Raw genomic sequence first — 17735 nt, 5'->3', positions numbered from 1 at the left:
GATGTCAACTATCCTCAACGCGCTAAAAAAATCTGAAGAGTTGCGCAATACTAAAATTCCAACGCAATCTCTTGCCAGTAACCACTATCAATATCCGGTTGCTGAAGAGACGACAGCCCCCGTTTGGCCCTATATAGCGATTGCTGTGTTGAGTACAAGTTTAGTGTGTGGTGGCCTCTTTTGGTATTTCAGTCCGTCAACACCGGTTGCGGCTGCAGCGGTGCAAGATCTTATTCCGGTGCAAGGGGCAAGAGTCCCTGCAACCGTCAAGGCTAAGCCCGCTTCGATTGACGAAATGGTTACTAGCACAGCCGTTGTGGAGCAAAGCGCTCCTCTATTGGAAACGGTGCAAGTGTTACAAGCGCAAGAAACGGTTGCCGCACAAGAGGCGAAAAGTGATATCGAGTTTTTGCCAGCAAAAGAGTTCAAAACAGTGCCCTTGCCAGTCTACGTAAGTAGCCAAAAGTCGCGGGCACCCGTTGAAAAAATCCAGCAACAAACAAGCAATAAAGCGCAAGATGATCCCCTAGCGGATTTAGATTTATCTAACACTTCACCAGCGCTTGCAGCAAAAATCCGCTTAGCTTTGGGCGCTGAACCCGAGGCGCCAGAGCAACCAGCTAAAGAAACGAACGGCATGGATTATTCTGACGTGTCAGATACGATGGCGGAGAAATTTAAACGTGCTCTTACTGCAGATACGCCGCTGCCAGCAGAGCTACCGAAACCGCCAGCACCTGCGATTCCGGTTGGTAATTTACCAAAAGACATTCAAGCTAACATTCCACCTTTTGCTTATAACTCTCATGTTTATTCAAGCTTAGTTGAGAAGCGCTCGGTGCGATTTAACGGCACGGAATTTAAGGAAGGAGACAGTGTGTTTATACCTGAGCTGACCTTATTAGAAATTCGTCCTGATGATGTGATTATGCGTTACGACAATCAAAGTTTCAGTATTGTCTCAATGCAAGATTGGAAAGGGTATTAAGGGGTAGGCGAAAACGCAGTGTCATAATAATCAATAATCAATAGTTTTGAAAAGTAAAAAGCGGCTTAGATAGCCGCTTTTTTACTTTAAATAACCCTTAGGTCCAGTGTGGATCTTTCTTCCTTCTACGCGGTAAGAAAGGAATGATTAGACCGAGAAAAATCCCTGCGCCTAATACTGCTCCGCCACGAATAAGCCACTGCATTTGTACGTCTTCACTTTGATTATTTAAACGAGTTTGCAGGGTTTCATTACTCAGTTTTAAGGTGTCGATTTCTTGGGTGAGTAGATCTTTTTCGGCGATTAAGTTAGTAATCTGCACACCTTGTTCTTCAATGGTATGGGCTTTATCGAGTAGTACTTGATTATTACTTTGTTCAATTTCAGCCAATACTTGTTTGGTTTCTTCTAACTCTTGTTGTACTAGAGGCAGCTGAGTTAAGGCGGGTGGGGTTTCGCTGATGTAATTGGCATCCACCCAGCCAACTCTGCCGCGATCGTCTTCGATTTGAGCAAAACCCGCTTCTTTATCCCATTGTTTTACATCAACGGGGGTGCCCGCATTAACGCTACCCATGATACGAAACTGCGTGCTCGGGCCGGAATGAATGTAGATAAAAAGATTGTCGTCGATATAGCGTTCGGCAGCTTGCACTGGCGCTATGGCAGACAAAGAAAAAATACTTAATAAAGTGATGATTAATTTCACGTATTGGCTCTCACCGTTACAAAAGGAGTTAATAACAAGTTTAAGAATTTAAGCCATGATGACAAGTCGAAAGGGTGGAAACTGGCTATTTATTCTCATTGTTTTTTATATTTTTTTCGGATAAACAAAAAAGCGCCCGCAGGCGCTTTAATAATGCTCTAAACCGTTAGGCGATAAACATGCCGCGTAACATGTAGAAGAACATAATAGACAGCAAGGCGCCAATAGGTAAGGTAATAACCCAAGAAACCACGATGCTGCGAACCACGCCTAGGTTCAGTGCGGCGATACCACGTGCCATCCCGACACCTAAGACAGCACCCACTAATGTTTGTGTGGTCGAGATAGGTAAGCCAGTACCAGAAGCGATAACAACGGTGGTGGCCGCAGCCAACTCAGCTGCAAAGCCACGGCTTGGGGTTAAATGGGTAATGCCGTTACCAATAGTGGCGATGACACGTTTACCAAAAATAGCCAAACCGAGCACGATACCGATACCACCCAGTGGCAAAATCCACCAAGCTAGTGTTGCTTTACCGGCAATTTCACCATTGTTAGCAACAATGCTCACTACTGCGGCTAATGGACCAATTGCGTTGGCGACATCGTTTGAACCGTGGGCAAAGGCCATGGCACAAGCGGTAATAATCATTAAGATAGCAAATACTTTCTCAACATTGGTGTAGTGCATTTTTTTATCGGCCTTGGGGTCGATTTTAATGCGGCTAATAAAGTATTTACCCACTAAGGCAACGATACCACCAACGATAATTGCAAGGCCGTATGCTTCAAGGGTATCAAAGTGCAGACCAACGTGTTTCAAGCCTTTTTTGATAGTCACAAGTGACATCATAAAGCCAGCTAAAAACATGTATAGCGGCACATAGCGCTTGGCGTTTCGTAGTGGATCGTCGGTATTGAAGATAAGTCTTTGCGCGCTCATAAAGATAGCGTAGGCAATTAAGCCAGCTATTAGCGGTGTGACTATCCAGCTGCCAACAATACCCCCTACCTTGCCCCAAGATACGATGTCTGGGCTTACGCCTACCGCGGCGAAACCAACAATGGCACCGATTATTGAATGGGTGGTAGAAACAGGCCAACCGCAGTAAGAAGCGATAAGTAGCCACAAACCTGCAGCTAGCAGCGCAGATATCATACCAAACACCAGTAAATCAGGGTGTTCGACAAACGCCGCCGAATCGATGATGCCTTTACGAATGGTCGAGGTTACCTCACCACCCGCTAAATAGGCGCCAGCAAACTCGAAAATCATCGCAATGATGACTGCTTGTTTGATGGTTAATGCTTTGGAGCCAACTGAAGTACCCATGGCATTTGCCACGTCGTTGGCACCAATACCCCAAGCCATAAAAAAGCCAAAAACGGCCGCTAGTACGACCAGTGTAGTGCCGTAAGTGCTTATGATTTCCATAATATTACTACTCTTTGAAAACTTATGAACGAGCTAGCATTAGCTCTAAGCGCGCACCAACACGCTCCGCTTGATCGGCAAGATCACCCACCCATTCTAGAATTTGATACAAGAACATCATATCAATAGGGCTGTATTGGGCTTCTACTTGTTGAAATTGACGGCGTAGCTTAACTTGTAAACGATCCGTATCGTCTTCGATTTCATCTAAACGGTGGATCATCTCTTCAACGAGCTCTACTTCACGGCCTTTAAAGCCCGTTTCCAGTAGCTCATCTAATTCATTGATGGCTTTTTTGGCTTGATTGGTTGCATCGATACAACGCTTCACATAAGCCATAAAGTCCACCTGGGTATCAGCCGGTAGCGTCAGCTGCCTGCCTAATATGCGGCCTGAAATATCTTTTGCTTTATTGGCAATTTTGTCTTGTTGTGTGAGTAACTCCAACATGTCGGTGCGTTCAACCGGCATAAAAATTCCACGTGGAAGTTTAAGACGAATCTCTCGTTTGAGGTCATCGGCTTGCTTTTCAGCTTGTGAAATTTCTGCACGTCGTCGTTCAGCTTCTTCCCAGTCATTAACGTTAACCGCTTCAAAAAAAGGAACGAGAAGTTTACAACAGTGATGAACTTTGTTGATATGCTCTTGTAGAGGCTTGATTGGGGACTTTGCAAATAGTCCTAGTATTGTATTTACTGGCATAGCCAATTACCTGTTCTCGGTGAAAAAACACACGATGGATAGATTGGAGCGCATGTTAACGTAAGTTGGCTGGCATGAAAACAGCTAAACCACGTAAATACCCGTTAAAGTCAATTTTTGCATAGAATCATAATCCGTTCGTTGGCATTCAATAAAAGTGAAACACTTAAAAATCATATGGATACTGAAGTCGAAATAAAGTTTTTTGTCTCTCGAAAAGCAGGTGAAAAACTGCCTGAATTGCTAAAAAACTACCAGATTTGCACGCAAAATGAGCATGATTTACAAAATGTTTATTTTGATACCAGTGAGCGTTTGCTAAAAAAACGCGGAATTGGTTTAAGAGTGCGCAGTCATGACGGTAAAAATGAGCAAACGATTAAGTTGCGCGGCTCTGTGGTGGGAGGGTTGCACCAGCGGCCAGAATACAATGAGCCCATTGCGGGGATTCAACCTGAACTAGCAAGATTCAAAGGAGATATTTGGCCAGAAGACTTATCTCTTAGCGAGATCCAACAAGCTTTGATCCCTATCTTTAGTAATGACTTTACGCGCCAAACTTGGGTTATTGATATTAATGGTGAAGGCTTGGTTGAAGTTGCGTTTGACCTAGGTGAAATTCACAGTAAAGGGCAAACTGAAAAAATTTGTGAAATCGAATTAGAATTACTGAAAGGCCATGAAGGGCTGTTGTTTCAATTGGGGCAGGATATTGCAACTTTACCCGGCGCCAGATTAGTCAATGTCAGTAAAGCGCAGCGCGGCTTTGCATTAGCCAGTGGTGTTACTTCTCCTCCTGTAAACTTGTCTTTTGTGCCGATAGCATCAACAGATACGGTTTTTGCTGGCCTACAGCAAGTATTTAGTTTCGCGTTGCAGCATTGGCAATATCACGAGCACCTCTACCTTCAGCATCAGATGCCGGCATTATCGAATATGCGCGATGGCGTTCATTTAATGCATCAAGGCTTGTTGTTATTTTCGCCATATATACCGAAAGAGCTGCGCGTAACTTGGTTGGCTGATTTAAATTGGCTAAGTAGCAAGCTTAAGTGTATTGATCGCTATTACGCCTTATCAACACTAACGGCTGATAAGGGTAATTACATTAAGAAATTAGAAAAAATTAAACCATTGCGTCAACAGTTGAAAGCAGAGTTAAAAACCTTGCCACATTACAAGCAAATGAAGCGACTGTTTACCAGTGAACGTTATTGCAAATTAGTACTGAATATTTCTGCTTGGCTGGTTGGTTTATCAAAAATGACGCCACCCACGGATCACCCCTCGATGGCTGAATTTGCTAAACAAGCGTTAGATAATAGTTGGCAGGAGCTACAAAGCTCACCTCTGGTACAAGCATCAGAGCTTAGCAGTTCTCAGTATATCGCTTTACAAGGGTTATTAAGTCGTAACTTGATGGTCGGTTTGTGTTTAGGCGGTGATTCTGAGCCACAAAAACGGGATAACTTTCGCTTTCCTTGGTTGGATATTTTACAAGGCATGACCGAGCTTAAGTTACTCAAACCTATTTATGACTACCTTGAGACAGAGCAAGACGAAGAAGCCCAAGAAAAAATCCTTAAATGGCTTAAACGCAAAGAAGGATCGTTATTGTTGGCAATGGATCAATCACGCCAACAAGCGCTCACCCACCCTGTTTACTGGTAAGGGTTAGTCTGATTTTTTATCTTCACTTGAATGAGTGGCCTGCTGTTGTAGTTTGGCCACTTCTTCTCTTAATTGCTGAATTTCATGGAGTAGGTGGTGATTTTTGATTTGATTTTCAGACTTATTAGTTGGCGCTAGAAATGATGCCATTAAGCCCGTCACTGCGGCAAATGTTCCAACCCCACATACGATGAGTCCCATCGCAATAGTGCGTCCCCAGTCTGTTACCGGGTAAAGGTCGCCATACCCCACTGTTGATACGGTTACCACTGTCCACCAAAAAGCATCGCCAGCTGTTTTTATATTGCCATCAGGGGCTGACGACTCCAGCATTAATATAGTGGTTGAGCCTGCGACCAGCAGAATAACTAAAAATAAAATAACTGAGGCGATTGTCGCTTCTTGATACTGGCTTTTTAAGTGTTGCAATAAGTTGGGTTTATGTTGCAGCAAGCGAGCAATACGCACTATTTGTAGTAAACGTGCATAGCGTAAATGCTCGGTCATTGGGATGGATGCGATAAAATCAATCCAATGGGTTTTTAAGTATTGTTTTTTGTCATCTGCTTTAAAAAAACCATAGCCTAAATGCGTCAGCAGAATATAGCAGATGCTACTATCTAGATTATAAAACAGTGTTGATGTTTCTTCGCCTAGATCAAAGGTCATTCGCAGCAGCACTAAGCAGATGGTGACTAAAGACAAAACCATCATAGTAATATCTAATGGACTGACTGATTTAGTGTTTTTGCAACTTGAATTCATCTTTTTTTTAACCTAGTTCTAAAGTATGGACATTGCTGGTCGATTAGTTAACTGACTTCAAGTAGTTTGATGTAATTGACTTAGTCAAATTAACTTATAAATTGACAACATAATAACATTTTATTCTATTTCTCGTATTCGAGGTTCCCTATGACTGTTTTTCGACTAAATTGGCTTGAGCAAACATTTGCTGATGTAAAGCTAATGCCCAAAATGGTGTTGCTGATGGTGTTTAGCACCTTGCTATTAACCGGCAAGTTGTTTTTCGATGCCAACCAGCTACGCTCTGAAGTTTTACAACAGACTCGAGGCGAGCTGCAACAAAAGCTTGCTGTTGCGGATGGGGTGCTAAAGGCCGCGTTTGAAACACAGTCGCAACTGGGTGGCGAGGCGAGTGCGAAACAGTTTGCCTTGGATACGCTAAATAAAATGCGTTGGAGTAATAACGGTCACTTCTGGGTCATATCCGCCCAGGGCAGCTCAGCCGGTGTGGCCTTACTGTATCCAGATCAGGCCAGTATGGTAGGGAAAAAGCTTTCAGGTATATTTGATGTTAGTAGCCCAGGAAATATTCAAACTCAGTTGAGCTTATCATCAGGTGAAGGTGAAGGCGGCTTTAGCGCTATTAAGCAAGGTAACGAGTTTGAAGTATATACTCGAGGATTCAAGCCTTGGGGTTGGAGCGTTGCCGCTTCCGTGAGCCATGAACAAGTGAATACCATTTACAACAGCGCGATCAAACGCGGTTTATTACAAACCCTCATCATGGTGGTGATTTTTATCTTCATTCTAGTGTGGGCAGCGAACACCATGTCGAAACAGGTAACGCATTTAGTTTCCGGCATTAATAGAATATCGAATAAAGATCTGCGTGAAAATATTACCTTAAATAGTAAAGATGAATTTGGTGAAATTGCGGCTGCGGTTCGCTTAACGGCCAGTAACTGGCAAGCCTTATTGGCAGAGCAGCAGCTTACCTCAGATCAGCTCAACGATGTCTCAGAGCAACTGTCCATTTGTATGGAAGCGGTACAAGACTCCATTGAAGAAGAGTTTGGCCAAATTGATGAGTTAGCCTCAGCCATGAGCCAAATGGCAGCCACAGTAAAAGAAGTGGCGAATAATGCCAGTATCGCTTCATCAGCGACCACGGATGCAAATAAGGTTGCCCTTGATGGAAATCGTTACGTCGAAGCGACTATCGGTATTATCAGCTCGTTATCAAGTAATATTGATGCCTCTTCTACCGCGGTAAATGAAGTAGAAAGTAAAGTGGGTAGCATCGGTACTGTGGTAGACACTATTCGTGGTATTTCCGAACAGACCAATTTGTTGGCTTTAAACGCGGCGATTGAAGCGGCACGTGCTGGCGAGCAAGGCCGTGGTTTTGCGGTTGTGGCTGATGAAGTGCGTAACCTAGCGCAGCGTACCCAAGATGCGACGGTAGAAATTCAGCGCATGATAGAGCAATTACAAACCAGTGCAGGCCAAGCCGTTGGTTTAATGAAAACCAGTGTTGATGAAGCCCAGCGCAGTGTTGAGCAAGTTAGCCAAGCAGGGGAGAAAATTGATTTCATTGCTGAACAGGTTCACAGCATCGCCGATCTTAATAGCCAAATTGCGACTGCTTCTGAACAGCAATCGGGTGTTGCTATTGAAATGAATGAAAATCTAAGCCAAGTGAAAGAATTAGTTGAGGGCTCTGTTACCGTATTAAAAGAGCTAAATGAAGTAGCTGACATTATCGCTACCCATGCACAAACTATGGATGCGACGATTAAAACCTTTAAGGTGAATTAATTCACCTAGTGGTATTTGGTTGCATTAAAGCTCCTTCGGGAGCTTTTTTTGTGATTCATTATATACCCAAGCATCTTGAGGTTGCTTGGGTATATACACGGATACTTTCGGTAAAATTACCACGCCAGCGTAGTTAGCTGTCAATGGTATCGCTTAGGTTTTTTGTTAGCTCGAATGAGTTACAAATAGAGAATTAGCTTTATCTGCCATGGCTGAAGGAGAAGTGTAATAAGGGATGGTTAGATAAGGTAGCCTACATTTTTTACTAACTCACTCGGTATCCTGTGTTTGCTGAATCTGATGAGCCAGTTGCAGTTAGTGCTTAGCGGACAGTGATTTGGTTTTTTGTTTTGCAGCTGTGAGAAAAGTTCGATTAATTCGATGTTGATTTGGTGTAAAATAAAAATCAAGATTGATCCTTTCATTTATAAGTATTAGGTAAAAACATGAATAAACATATTTTGGCGTTATCTATTATTTCTGCATTATCACTAACGGCCTGCGGCGGTGGTGGTGGCACAGATGGTAACGTTGACTCTCGCTCCATAGGCACCTTTGTCGATAGCGCGGTAGCTGGGTTGACTTATAAATGTGGCGATACCAGCGGCATTACAGATGCTGACGGTAAATTTAGTTACCGCAACGGTGAACAATGTGAGTTTCACATCGGCAACTTTTTAGTGGGTAAAACCCAAGCCATGGCAGGTGAGGGGAGCGCGGTTATTACACCTTATGATGTAACGGATAATGTTGACCAGGCTACAAAATTGGCCGCTTTGTTGCAAACCATTGATGCAGATGGAAATGCGGAAAATGGCATTACTTTATTGGTTGAGTTGGTTGCCAACTTACCAGCGAGTGTATTGGGACTAACCGAGCAGGAATTTTACCAAGCGGTTGAACAAGCGACGGGTAAAAAAGCTGTGTCGCTTGCGCAAGCCAAAGGCCACATGGATAAAAGTTTAGGCCAAGCTAAGGGGTATCATAGCAAGGCGGTTGAAACGGTTATTGCGGATGCGCGCGCAGTAGCGGACGCGATGGAAGAGGTTAACTTTGAAGAGAAATTAGCTTATTACCAAAGCGTGTTAGATCAAGGCGATCAAAATAATAAAGATATCGCCTCACTTAAAGCGTTAATTGGCATCTTTGAAGTGGTTAATGACCCTGCGGTAGCAGAGCGAATTAGCGTAACCGATAGCCAATTTAGTTATGTTGATATGCTGCCTAAATTGCTTGGGTTATTAAAAAACACCGCGACACTTAGCCCTGCTGCTGGTGGTATTACAGGTACAACTGATGATACCGCTGATGTTCTGTATTCATTAGCTGAGCGTTTAGTGGTGCTAAGTGATGCGTTAGCGATGAGCTTTACAGATAAAACCTACGTTGCCGTGTACAGTAAAGACTTATCATTAGATTATAACCAAGCGCAAAGTATTCGCGGTGGCGCGCTGACTTTGGCCAGCATGCTCAGCACCTTTGCTGCTTATAATGCGGGTTCAGATGCGTTTTTTGTGCCGCAAACGGCTAGCGGTGAGTTAGCCACTTACATTACAAATTGGAGCATCTCTGGTAGCTCAGTCATCACTGGTTCCGTTACCACTGGAAAAATGCAAATTGACAGTGAGTATTTGCTAGCTGAAGTTGATCCCGTTAGTTTCCTCTTAGATGATCAAGTTGGCACCTTACGCAGCGATGCTAAATACTTAACCACGGCGAAACAAGCTTTAGTGAAAGCAGCTGAAATTGGCAAAATGGTCGATAATTCCGAGCTGAAATTAGCTGAGCAAGACCAGAGCGATATTAATGCTGTTTTTGCGCATTTGACGGCGAAAGATGGTGCTAAAGCGCCATTTACTTTCGTTGATGAGTCTGCGACTTATACGCTTAATTTGCACGCGTTTTATGATATCAGTACAGCGATTGACCGTAGCGATTTTACTATTACCAGTAGCTATATCTGTAACCGCGGGGAATATAACCAAGTTCAATCTCAGTTGCTAAATGAACCTGTATGCTTGGATGGGGATGTCCTAACTGACCAAGACCGATTGGATTATTCTGAACTGATTTATTTAGATTGGAGTGACAATGTATCTATTTACACCCAAGCTAGCCCAGCCAAAATCAACACGCAGGTTTCCCCTAATGCTGGTGGCGATGTGGAACAAGTGATCCTTTCTTGTACGCCTGTTCAAGGGCATGAGGATGCGTGTCTTTAACGCGTGAAAATAGCACTGATATTATTTCTGTTACTTACACCCTCAGCATTTGCTGAGGGTGTTTCGCTGCAGTTTGAAAAGGTGACAACGCGGTTTTTTATGACTGAAACGTTGCCACAGACGATTGGCGAAGCAACGGTATCTCGCCATGCTTTTACGTTGCAAGCGGCGCGGCGCATTGAAAACTATACGGCCAACGTTGGCGTGAATTGGTTTATCAACAGTGAGAAGTGGTTAGCTGAAAATCGCTATTACCTCGATGGTCAGTTTTTGATCGATGACGTCAATCTAAGCTTTGAGCGGGCTTATCGCTTTCAAAGTCAGGTTATTTTGCTAGGCGTTAAAGGCAAGCTTGCGGGGCAACGCTTTAACAGTAAAAAAATGGTGTTTGACCCCAAAGCCAACACCTTGGCGTTTGAGCGTATCCAGCTGTTTGCTAACAACAAGCTAAGTCGTCGATTGCATCATTTTGTTACTTTGGATTAACTAAAATGTTAACTTGATGCTCTGCCGCTAACGCTTGTTTTTGTTCGTTTTTAATATCATCCCAATTCACACCCGCTTCAATACCTGTCATTCTTTGCTCGTATTTTTGGCACGCTCGCTCGAGTACGTTATTAGCGCTAATCCCTGCTTCTTGCTCGAGTGCCATTAAGGCGTTGAGGGTATTCCACAGCACATCGGCTAGTTCATCCTCCAAGTAGTTGGTGCGTGATTTAGGGATTTCTTCAATTACTTCATCCACTTCTTTTTTGATGGCGTCAAGGTAGGTACTTGAGCCTTTAAACCACGCATTGTCTTGGTCAAAATCGGATTTACGTTTGGCTAGCTCAAGTAATGCATCAAATGATTTCATGTTGGTTTTATTGCCTAATGGGTTGCGAAGGGTATTGCGATAAGCTTGCTATGTTAACGATTCTCACTTGCCAATCAATATTCAATTGCATACAATTTGTTATGTTATAACAAATCATTTTTGTGTGCTAACAGTTGAAGGTTGAGGATTTAAGCTAATGAGTAGTAGAAAGCCATGGCAAGACAAGCTTGGGGTGATGTTTTCCGGTTTGTGTTTGGGGCATTGTTTGTTGACGCCTGCGTTGCTGGTATTGGTGGGATATGATGTGTTTGGCCCAGCGTTAAGATCGGAGTGGCCACATCGGATTTTCTTGTTATTTGCTTTGTCTTTAGCTTTGTTAAGTTTACCTAAAGCATGGCAGCAAACGCGTCGCCCAATGATTGCCGTGTTAGGTGTGTTGGGAGCGGCTAATTTAATATCGGGTTTGTTTGTGCATGGCCCACTAGAACTGGGGTTTACCTTGGTTGGTTCGGTATGCCTGATTTTGGCCCATGTGCTGAGTATGCATACTATTCCCGCGCAGCAAGAGCCTGCGGCTGTGGTGAGGAGTTAATATGTTAGCTCAACAATATGTGACTTTTAATCAAGAGCTTAGCTATGTAGCATCGACAGATATTGAAATTCTAACAGCGATATTTGAGCCCCATATCAACCTTACTTGCTGGCAGCGTTCATTGGCGCCAAGTTTGCTGGAATACGTTGCACAGATAAACGCAAAAGGAGTGGATATCGCTCGCTCTTTACCTCTTAATGAATTAGCAACAGCGTTATCAAGATGGTTACCTGAAGGCGCGGGGAAAGTTGCATTTATTCAAGATATCGAACAGCTTGCGCAGATGTTGGATTGTTTATTTGATAACCCTGATATAGGCGTGCGCCTGAAAACCTTATCGCAGGCGATGTGTCCAAAATTTCATACCGACAAAGTAGTGTGCCGTTTGGTCTGCAGTTACAGTGTTACGGGCACGCAGTGGCTAGAAAATGGTGATGCAAATCGTGCAAAATTGGGCCGCGCCAGCCAAGGTAAGTCAGATGAAACTTCTGGTCTTTATGCTGCTGACAGTGATGTGTTCAGTGCTGGCGTTGGTGATGTGCTGTTGCTAAAAGGCGATGCTTGGCCGGACAATGAAGGGCTTGGCGTTATTCATCGCTCACCGGCTATCAACCCCAATGATAAGCGGTTAGTGCTGACGCTGGATTTAATGTAAAGCTAGAAGGACGGCCTAATTTATATCCCAGTTACATTGCTCGCTTAACGTTTTAGTACCGGATGTTTCGAGAGCATTGATCATCATACGTTTGTAGCGGTTTTTAATATTGGCCGATAGCGGCGGGATCAACAGCCTTTCATCAAATTCTGGTAGCGCTTTATCGGGTAACACGGCTTGCTCTTCGGCAGTGAACTCACGATTTAGCAATCGGTTCACCCCTTGAACGGTCGGTACGCCTTGTAATACTAAGGCTTGCTGATCTTGGCTGATTAAAAAGTCGATAAGTAGATAGGCGGCGCGCAGTTTGTCAGGCTGATCAGCTAAGTGTTTGCCGATGGCCAAGGTATCTAGTGAGTAGATAGGGCCTTCTTCGGCTACCGCTATTTTCCAGCGCTGGTGATTTTCTTGATTGCACTTCACCAATTCCAAACCCCAAGTGGTAGCAAGACTTTGTTGGCGTAAGTCTGCACAGTTGTTTTCTTGATTGCCCCAAAAACCTTGTGCGGTTTTTAAACGTGTGGTCAAGGTGTTTTGGACGCGCTTTTGTAGGGCGTGATCTTTGATGATTTGACCATTTTCAAATAAAGCGGGTGACTCACCTAAGGCCAGCATGCTGGAGATTAATACCGGCTCAAATTGGTCACAATAAACACGAAACTGGCCAGTGTTATCCGCATTATTTAGTTGGCGCCAACTGGTCGGCGGCTGGCTAAATTGGTCTTGGTCAAACGCGAGACTAAACAAAGCATAGCTATGGGCAATAGCGTAATGCTGCTTGCCTTCTTTGTCGTATTGGGTTTGTTGAAATATCGGCCGAAGCTGCTGAAAATTGGTTAAGCGTGAGTTATCGATAGGCAGCAGTAATTTTATCAGGGGTGAATGATGGGCTTTTAAAAAGAAATTTGCTGGCATCACGACATCGGCTTTTTGCGTTCTTAGGGCGCCATAAATACTGTCAAAGTCGGTGATATAAGGAGTCACTGAGTTTAACTCTACGTTTACACCTCGTGTCTTGGCATAGGATTGAAAGCGGGCTTCGTAACCAATGGGCAAATAGCCCCATTCAAGAAAGTTAAGTTTAACGACATCTGCAAAAGAAGGGGCGGCTAAGGTTGAACTTAACATCATGAACAAACTGACAATCCAATTACGCCACTGCATATGCTTAAACCTTATTAATGACTATCATCATCTCTCGCGTTGGCCATTATAGTATAGGTATGTTGGCTGCTTGTTTTACGCGCATTTTAAAATCGTGAACTGACTTTCGCTTTCCCTTGATTTTCCACGATTAAAATCGCTAATACTGATGGTTGGCTGACGCCATTTTTAGTTTTATTCCCGCTTCTGACACAGATCTTGTTATCTAAATAGCAATTATTTTATTATTTAGCCCCATTTTTGTATCAATGTTTAAGGATGAACATGAGGTTTGATACATTGGATAGCATTCGCGGGTTGGCTGCATTAGTGGTGGTGATTTTTCATCTGCACTATGGCTTCCCGGGGTATTTAGCTGTCGATCTATTTTTTATCTTAAGTGGCTTTGTGCTGAGTTACCGTTACTTTAATCCTGCTAATCAAGGTGAAATATCACTTACTGATTTCACGGTGGCGCGATTATCGCGGTTATACCCGTTGCACTTGTTCTGCTTAATTGTGGTGCTGGTTTTTTACATCGTCACCGATACCTTTCCCGATAAAGGGGATGGCAATATCTATACCTTTGTACAGCACTTATTCTTGTTACAAAACACCGGCATGAGCACGTGGTGGGTGAGCTGGAACCAGCCTAGTTGGAGTATTAGTGTTGAATTTTGGGTTAATTTAATTGTTTTTGCGTGGGTAGCTTGGCGAGCAAACACCTTATTTTTATTAGTGTTCTCAATTCTCGGCTATACCGCGCTGGTGGCTAATATTAAGCATTTGGATGTGCATATTCAGCTGTTGTTCGGCTTTTTGAATGCGGGCATGGTGCGCTGTTTTGCTGGGTTCTTTTTGGGGATGGTGTTGTACCGCTTGTTTGTTGCCATCAAGCAATGCCAATTTAAAAATTCTTCGCCCAAACTTACTTTTGGCTTGTTCTCAGCTGCTGAACTAACGCTGATAGCTGCCAGTGCATACCTGCTGCTGTTAGCGCCGATGCGCACCAAAATGGACTTTAATAGCCCCTTTATTTTTGCCGCACTGGTATTTTGTTTTGCTTGGCAAGGCGGGGTAGTGAGTTGGTTGTTCAAACACTTACGACTTGCCTTTTTAGGTACGCTATCTTATTCCCTGTACCTCAATCATTACTGGGTTATCAATGTGATGAAGGCACTTGATTTGCCAAATTATGGGATCAAGCTAGAGGTATTTGCTTGGGTATTTGGCTTATTAATACCGATTTCACTAGCCACTTATTACTTAATTGAAAAACCTGGGCAGCGATGGGCGAGAGCGCGTTGGCAAGGGATAAAACAGTGGCAACAAGTGCAGCAAGGCGTGGCTCAACAGCCGTGATAATTGGCGCTTGAGTGTTGATGTCGAGGCGTTATCAAATCTAACAATAGCCCACCTGCAGTGGGCTATTTTTGCTTTTTTATCAGTAAACTACCGAGTGGAAAAACAACACAGTAAATAATGCTAGAAACACCCCTAAGCTAATGTCTAGTAGGCTTTCTAAGCTTTTGTGCTTACTTGCCCACAGCGCCAAAAAGATGAACAAAGGAAACAACCCCATTAAATACCTTGGGCCACTGAGTAACCAAGTCGGCGAATAAGAAATCAGTAAGTAGCAAAAGCTATAGATAACATAAGCACTGGGCACTTTGCGTATGGAGGTCACGATTAAAGCGATAGCAAGAAAAAAGCCGATGAAGGTTGGCCACCAAGTGCCTGCCACCATCTTATAATTAGTGCCTTGGATACGCTCAAAAATGCCAGATATGTTTTGCGCGAAATAGCCAAAGCCATTATGCCAATTCTCTTTTTGGTAATCTAAAAAGCGAAACCAATCTCCCGTTACCCATTTATTTAATACTAAATAGAGCAAGATCCCGGTTGGAATAAGTGCGAGGGACAGTAATTTTGGAGCAATAAATTTGATTCTTTGCGGCCAATCACTCGGCCATTGCTGCTGATGTTGCCGCAACATCTCAAACACCATTGGAGCGAGTAATAAAACACCGTGATTGCGCGTTAACGCGGCCAGTAAACCAAAGCATCCAGCTTGCCACCAATAGCCTTGGCGCATGTAATAGAAGCAGGCAATACTCATTAATAAGAATGTACTTTCGGTGTAAACAATGGCGGTGAAAAATGAAAATGGGAACAATAATAAATATTTAATCGCTCTCCACGCAATTGCTTCATCCTCGAATTCGTTTAATACCAGCTTAAATAAAAAGAAGCACGACAAAACTAGGTTAATTAAGGAAACGGTTACCCCAGCATAAAAGGTGTCGGCAACAAAGCCCTTCATTACCGCAATTAATGCTGGGTATAAAGGATAGAAAACCAGTAGATACCTGTCTTTACCTTCTGCCGCATAGCCGTTATCGGCAATGTTCATATAGTGAAAGCTATCCCAGCGCCACCAAATATGTTTGAACAAGTCACTAAAGCCGCCGCCATTATCCTTCATTGCAATAAATGCTAAGTAGGCGACGAGATAGACAATCAGTCGGCTCAGTAATACCACACAGGTAATCTGTATTAGTAAAGTGAGATTTCGTTGCCAGCTAGCCCGCCAAGGCACAACGGGCTCATTGATTGGCATACCAATGTCTGTTTGCGCAGCCCCTAGCCAACTGAGTTGATGACATGCATTCCAAGCAATATATAGCCCACTAGTAATGATTAAAAAGAGGCAGAGAAATTCAATGGATAAAATATAAGACATCGGTCAACCTTATGGAAATAAGCCAAGATTAAATTTAACCCAGACCAGCAAGGCCGAGAGTAAAGCAAAATAACCGAGCTGAAGCCACTCTATTTTTTTGCCTTGGTCAGATAAGAACACTAACAACAAGCCCATGGCTGGAATGTAATATCGGTGCTCAATCATTGGGTGCAGCAGCAGCAGGGCAACAAAAAACGGATACAAAATATAAGCCGACGGGCGACTTAACTTAAGCACAAATGCACCGGCCACGGTTGCTAATATTGGCAGTAGCCAAGTTGCTTTAAGCAATGGTGAAGACGTAAAGTAAAGCGGGATGGTGTTATGGACAAAGCCGGATAATAAATTATAAGGATGCACTACTTTAAACAGCAGCATGTAGCCGATGAAAAACGCAGCCACTAACCAAGCTAAACTGACTGGAACTTGGTATTCGCGATCTTTTATTTCGAGCTTTAAGGTCGCGCTTTGTTTTAATACCGCTACGTAACGTTTGCTGTGGCGCAGTATGATGGGTAAAAACACCAAGAAAAAACAAAACATGTAAAAGTATAAGTTACCTACAGACATACCGACCGGGTGGCTGTTTGCATCGCCAATCGCTACGCCGCCATTAATAACAACAAAGGCGGAAAAGGCGCTAAACAAAGCGATAAAAGGCAGCAGTTTAATCAACCATTTCTTTAACTGGAAGGTAACGTGTTGACCTTGTTGCTGCCAAGTATCGAAAACAAACATCATGGCAATGGCCGCCACCCAAATAATATTGGTTTGACGCACTAACAAGCTCAGCGCAAACATAGCCGCGCACCACCATAGCCGTTTATCTAAGTAAAAATAAACCGCCGCAATAATGGTTAACATCGACAAGCTATGGGTATAAATTAAGAAATTGTAAGGGAACATCACCGGTAAAAAGAAGAAGGCGAGAGACCTAGGCAACGCTGCTTTGGGTGCGGTTTTACGGAGACAAAAATACATCACTACCACTGAGGCCAATACGGTTAATAGCGATATTAAGCGGATATGATTAGGGCCAGACAAGTGTAAGTGTTTGCCAATAAATGCCATGGTGGCATGATAGCCGGGGATGGTGGTTAGGCTAGGGTGCTGACTAAGATCGCCGCGTAAGAACATACCGATTTGACCATAATGAGGATGTTCATCAATCATTAGGCCGATATTGTAGGTGTACATTTGGCTGTGTATTGCGAGTGCAGCGAGGGCTAACAAGCCAAAAGCAATAAAAAAACGCCAATGGCGGTTGGTACTCACGGTTTGTGAGTACTGAGCTATTATTTCCATTTTTCGTCCTTGAAAAAGTGAAGTTGTATTTTTTTTGTATATTTTTTAACAATAATACGTCTAGATCCAGTTAATTTAATGCATCAGCACAAAAACTGAGAATTCGAGCAAGTAATATACCCAATCAACCTGGAGATGCTTGAAACATGCATCTTCAAGTTGATTGGGTATACAACAAATAGATGGG

The 17735-nt window shown here is 43.4% G+C and carries 16 protein-coding genes; 8 read left to right on the top strand and 8 right to left on the bottom strand.

Features of this window, described 5'->3' with window-relative positions; translation table 11 throughout:
* Window position 1 precedes the first annotated feature (1 nt).
* Complete coding sequence (locus K6Y31_RS14315) at window positions 2–988, top strand: general secretion pathway protein GspB (RefSeq protein ID WP_233053643.1); 987 nt, start codon at window positions 2–4, stop codon at window positions 986–988.
* A 97-nt stretch (window positions 989–1085) separates the two neighbouring features.
* Here K6Y31_RS14315 and K6Y31_RS14310 read toward each other — a convergent pair whose 3' ends face one another.
* From K6Y31_RS14310 to K6Y31_RS14300, 3 genes are all read right to left on the bottom strand, one after another.
* Window positions 1086–1697 (bottom strand): TIGR04211 family SH3 domain-containing protein, encoded by a 612-nt coding sequence (locus K6Y31_RS14310; RefSeq protein WP_233053642.1) that lies wholly within the window; start codon window positions 1695–1697, stop codon window positions 1086–1088.
* A gap of 166 nt (window positions 1698–1863) precedes the next feature.
* Window positions 1864–3132 (bottom strand): inorganic phosphate transporter, encoded by a 1269-nt coding sequence (locus K6Y31_RS14305; RefSeq protein ID WP_233053641.1) that lies wholly within the window; start codon window positions 3130–3132, stop codon window positions 1864–1866.
* Between the two features lie 22 nt (window positions 3133–3154).
* Window positions 3155–3835 (bottom strand): TIGR00153 family protein, encoded by a 681-nt coding sequence (locus tag K6Y31_RS14300; protein WP_233053640.1) that lies wholly within the window; start codon window positions 3833–3835, stop codon window positions 3155–3157.
* A 177-nt stretch (window positions 3836–4012) separates the two neighbouring features.
* On the opposite strand from K6Y31_RS14300, the gene K6Y31_RS14295 reads away from it, so the two are divergent.
* Window positions 4013–5506 (top strand): CYTH and CHAD domain-containing protein, encoded by a 1494-nt coding sequence (locus K6Y31_RS14295; protein WP_233053639.1) that lies wholly within the window; start codon window positions 4013–4015, stop codon window positions 5504–5506.
* 3 nt (window positions 5507–5509) lie between these two features.
* On the opposite strand, the gene K6Y31_RS14290 is transcribed toward K6Y31_RS14295, so the two are convergent.
* Complete coding sequence (locus K6Y31_RS14290; protein ID WP_233053638.1) at window positions 5510–6271, bottom strand: potassium channel family protein; 762 nt, start codon at window positions 6269–6271, stop codon at window positions 5510–5512.
* 150 nt (window positions 6272–6421) lie between these two features.
* Between K6Y31_RS14290 and K6Y31_RS14285 the strand changes: the two genes are divergently transcribed.
* The 3 genes from K6Y31_RS14285 to K6Y31_RS14275 all read left to right on the top strand — a co-directional run bounded on the left by K6Y31_RS14285 (window position 6422) and on the right by K6Y31_RS14275 (window position 10779).
* Entirely contained in the window at window positions 6422–8071 is a 1650-nt protein-coding gene (locus K6Y31_RS14285; protein WP_233053637.1) for a methyl-accepting chemotaxis protein, read from the top strand.
* Between the two features lie 446 nt (window positions 8072–8517).
* Complete coding sequence (locus K6Y31_RS14280) at window positions 8518–10293, top strand: hypothetical protein (protein WP_233053636.1); 1776 nt, start codon at window positions 8518–8520, stop codon at window positions 10291–10293.
* Window positions 10294–10392: 99 nt separating this feature from the next.
* Complete coding sequence (locus K6Y31_RS14275) at window positions 10393–10779, top strand: hypothetical protein (RefSeq protein WP_233053635.1); 387 nt, start codon at window positions 10393–10395, stop codon at window positions 10777–10779.
* Here K6Y31_RS14275 and K6Y31_RS14270 read toward each other — a convergent pair.
* Window positions 10766–11149 (bottom strand): MazG nucleotide pyrophosphohydrolase domain-containing protein, encoded by a 384-nt coding sequence (locus K6Y31_RS14270; protein ID WP_233053634.1) that lies wholly within the window; start codon window positions 11147–11149, stop codon window positions 10766–10768. The two genes, K6Y31_RS14275 and K6Y31_RS14270, sit on opposite strands and share 14 nt — an antisense overlap.
* 157 nt (window positions 11150–11306) lie before the next feature.
* On the opposite strand from K6Y31_RS14270, the gene K6Y31_RS14265 reads away from it, so the two are divergent.
* Window positions 11307–11702 (top strand): MerC domain-containing protein, encoded by a 396-nt coding sequence (locus K6Y31_RS14265; RefSeq protein ID WP_233053633.1) that lies wholly within the window; start codon window positions 11307–11309, stop codon window positions 11700–11702.
* A 1-nt stretch (window position 11703) separates the two neighbouring features.
* Window positions 11704–12357, top strand: a complete 654-nt coding sequence (locus tag K6Y31_RS14260) for a DUF1826 domain-containing protein (protein ID WP_233053632.1) — start codon at window positions 11704–11706, stop codon at window positions 12355–12357.
* Window positions 12358–12372: 15 nt separating this feature from the next.
* Here K6Y31_RS14260 and K6Y31_RS14255 read toward each other — a convergent pair whose 3' ends face one another.
* Window positions 12373–13521 (bottom strand): ABC transporter substrate-binding protein, encoded by a 1149-nt coding sequence (locus K6Y31_RS14255; RefSeq protein ID WP_233053631.1) that lies wholly within the window; start codon window positions 13519–13521, stop codon window positions 12373–12375.
* Window positions 13522–13785: 264 nt separating this feature from the next.
* Here K6Y31_RS14255 and K6Y31_RS14250 point away from each other — a divergent pair, with 264 nt between their 5' ends.
* Window positions 13786–14862 (top strand): acyltransferase family protein, encoded by a 1077-nt coding sequence (locus tag K6Y31_RS14250; protein WP_233053630.1) that lies wholly within the window; start codon window positions 13786–13788, stop codon window positions 14860–14862.
* Between the two features lie 82 nt (window positions 14863–14944).
* Here K6Y31_RS14250 and K6Y31_RS14245 read toward each other — a convergent pair whose 3' ends face one another.
* On the bottom strand, window positions 14945–16243 hold the full coding sequence (locus tag K6Y31_RS14245) for a hypothetical protein (protein WP_233053629.1): 1299 nt from the start codon (window positions 16241–16243) through the stop codon (window positions 14945–14947).
* 9 nt (window positions 16244–16252) lie between these two features.
* Window positions 16253–17548, bottom strand: coding sequence for a Dol-P-Glc:Glc(2)Man(9)GlcNAc(2)-PP-Dol alpha-1,2-glucosyltransferase (locus K6Y31_RS14240; protein ID WP_233053628.1), 1296 nt, complete (start codon window positions 17546–17548; stop codon window positions 16253–16255).
* Window positions 17549–17735 lie beyond the last annotated feature (187 nt).

It is taken from the genome of Motilimonas cestriensis, from assembly GCF_021295315.1.
Taxonomy (GTDB): domain Bacteria; phylum Pseudomonadota; class Gammaproteobacteria; order Enterobacterales; family CBDFNC01; genus Motilimonas; species Motilimonas cestriensis.
This window is presented reverse-complemented; position numbering and strand designations above follow the sequence as displayed.

What these genes read in the sequence shown, in the direction of transcription:
- K6Y31_RS14290 (WP_233053638.1), bottom strand. Translation starts at nt 6,271, where the DNA reads ATGAATTCAAGTTGCAAAAACACTAAATCAGTCAGTCCATTAGATATT.
- K6Y31_RS14265 (WP_233053633.1), top strand. Translation starts at nt 11,307, where the DNA reads ATGAGTAGTAGAAAGCCATGGCAAGACAAGCTTGGGGTGATGTTTTCC.
- K6Y31_RS14270 (WP_233053634.1), bottom strand. Translation starts at nt 11,149, where the DNA reads ATGAAATCATTTGATGCATTACTTGAGCTAGCCAAACGTAAATCCGAT.
- K6Y31_RS14315 (WP_233053643.1), top strand. Translation starts at nt 2, where the DNA reads ATGTCAACTATCCTCAACGCGCTAAAAAAATCTGAAGAGTTGCGCAAT.
- K6Y31_RS14250 (WP_233053630.1), top strand. Translation starts at nt 13,786, where the DNA reads ATGAGGTTTGATACATTGGATAGCATTCGCGGGTTGGCTGCATTAGTG.
- K6Y31_RS14260 (WP_233053632.1), top strand. Translation starts at nt 11,704, where the DNA reads ATGTTAGCTCAACAATATGTGACTTTTAATCAAGAGCTTAGCTATGTA.
- K6Y31_RS14245 (WP_233053629.1), bottom strand. Translation starts at nt 16,243, where the DNA reads ATGTCTTATATTTTATCCATTGAATTTCTCTGCCTCTTTTTAATCATT.
- K6Y31_RS14285 (WP_233053637.1), top strand. Translation starts at nt 6,422, where the DNA reads ATGACTGTTTTTCGACTAAATTGGCTTGAGCAAACATTTGCTGATGTA.
- K6Y31_RS14240 (WP_233053628.1), bottom strand. Translation starts at nt 17,548, where the DNA reads ATGGAAATAATAGCTCAGTACTCACAAACCGTGAGTACCAACCGCCAT.
- K6Y31_RS14280 (WP_233053636.1), top strand. Translation starts at nt 8,518, where the DNA reads ATGAATAAACATATTTTGGCGTTATCTATTATTTCTGCATTATCACTA.
- K6Y31_RS14295 (WP_233053639.1), top strand. Translation starts at nt 4,013, where the DNA reads ATGGATACTGAAGTCGAAATAAAGTTTTTTGTCTCTCGAAAAGCAGGT.
- K6Y31_RS14300 (WP_233053640.1), bottom strand. Translation starts at nt 3,835, where the DNA reads ATGCCAGTAAATACAATACTAGGACTATTTGCAAAGTCCCCAATCAAG.
- K6Y31_RS14255 (WP_233053631.1), bottom strand. Translation starts at nt 13,521, where the DNA reads ATGCAGTGGCGTAATTGGATTGTCAGTTTGTTCATGATGTTAAGTTCA.
- K6Y31_RS14305 (WP_233053641.1), bottom strand. Translation starts at nt 3,132, where the DNA reads ATGGAAATCATAAGCACTTACGGCACTACACTGGTCGTACTAGCGGCC.
- K6Y31_RS14275 (WP_233053635.1), top strand. Translation starts at nt 10,393, where the DNA reads ATGACTGAAACGTTGCCACAGACGATTGGCGAAGCAACGGTATCTCGC.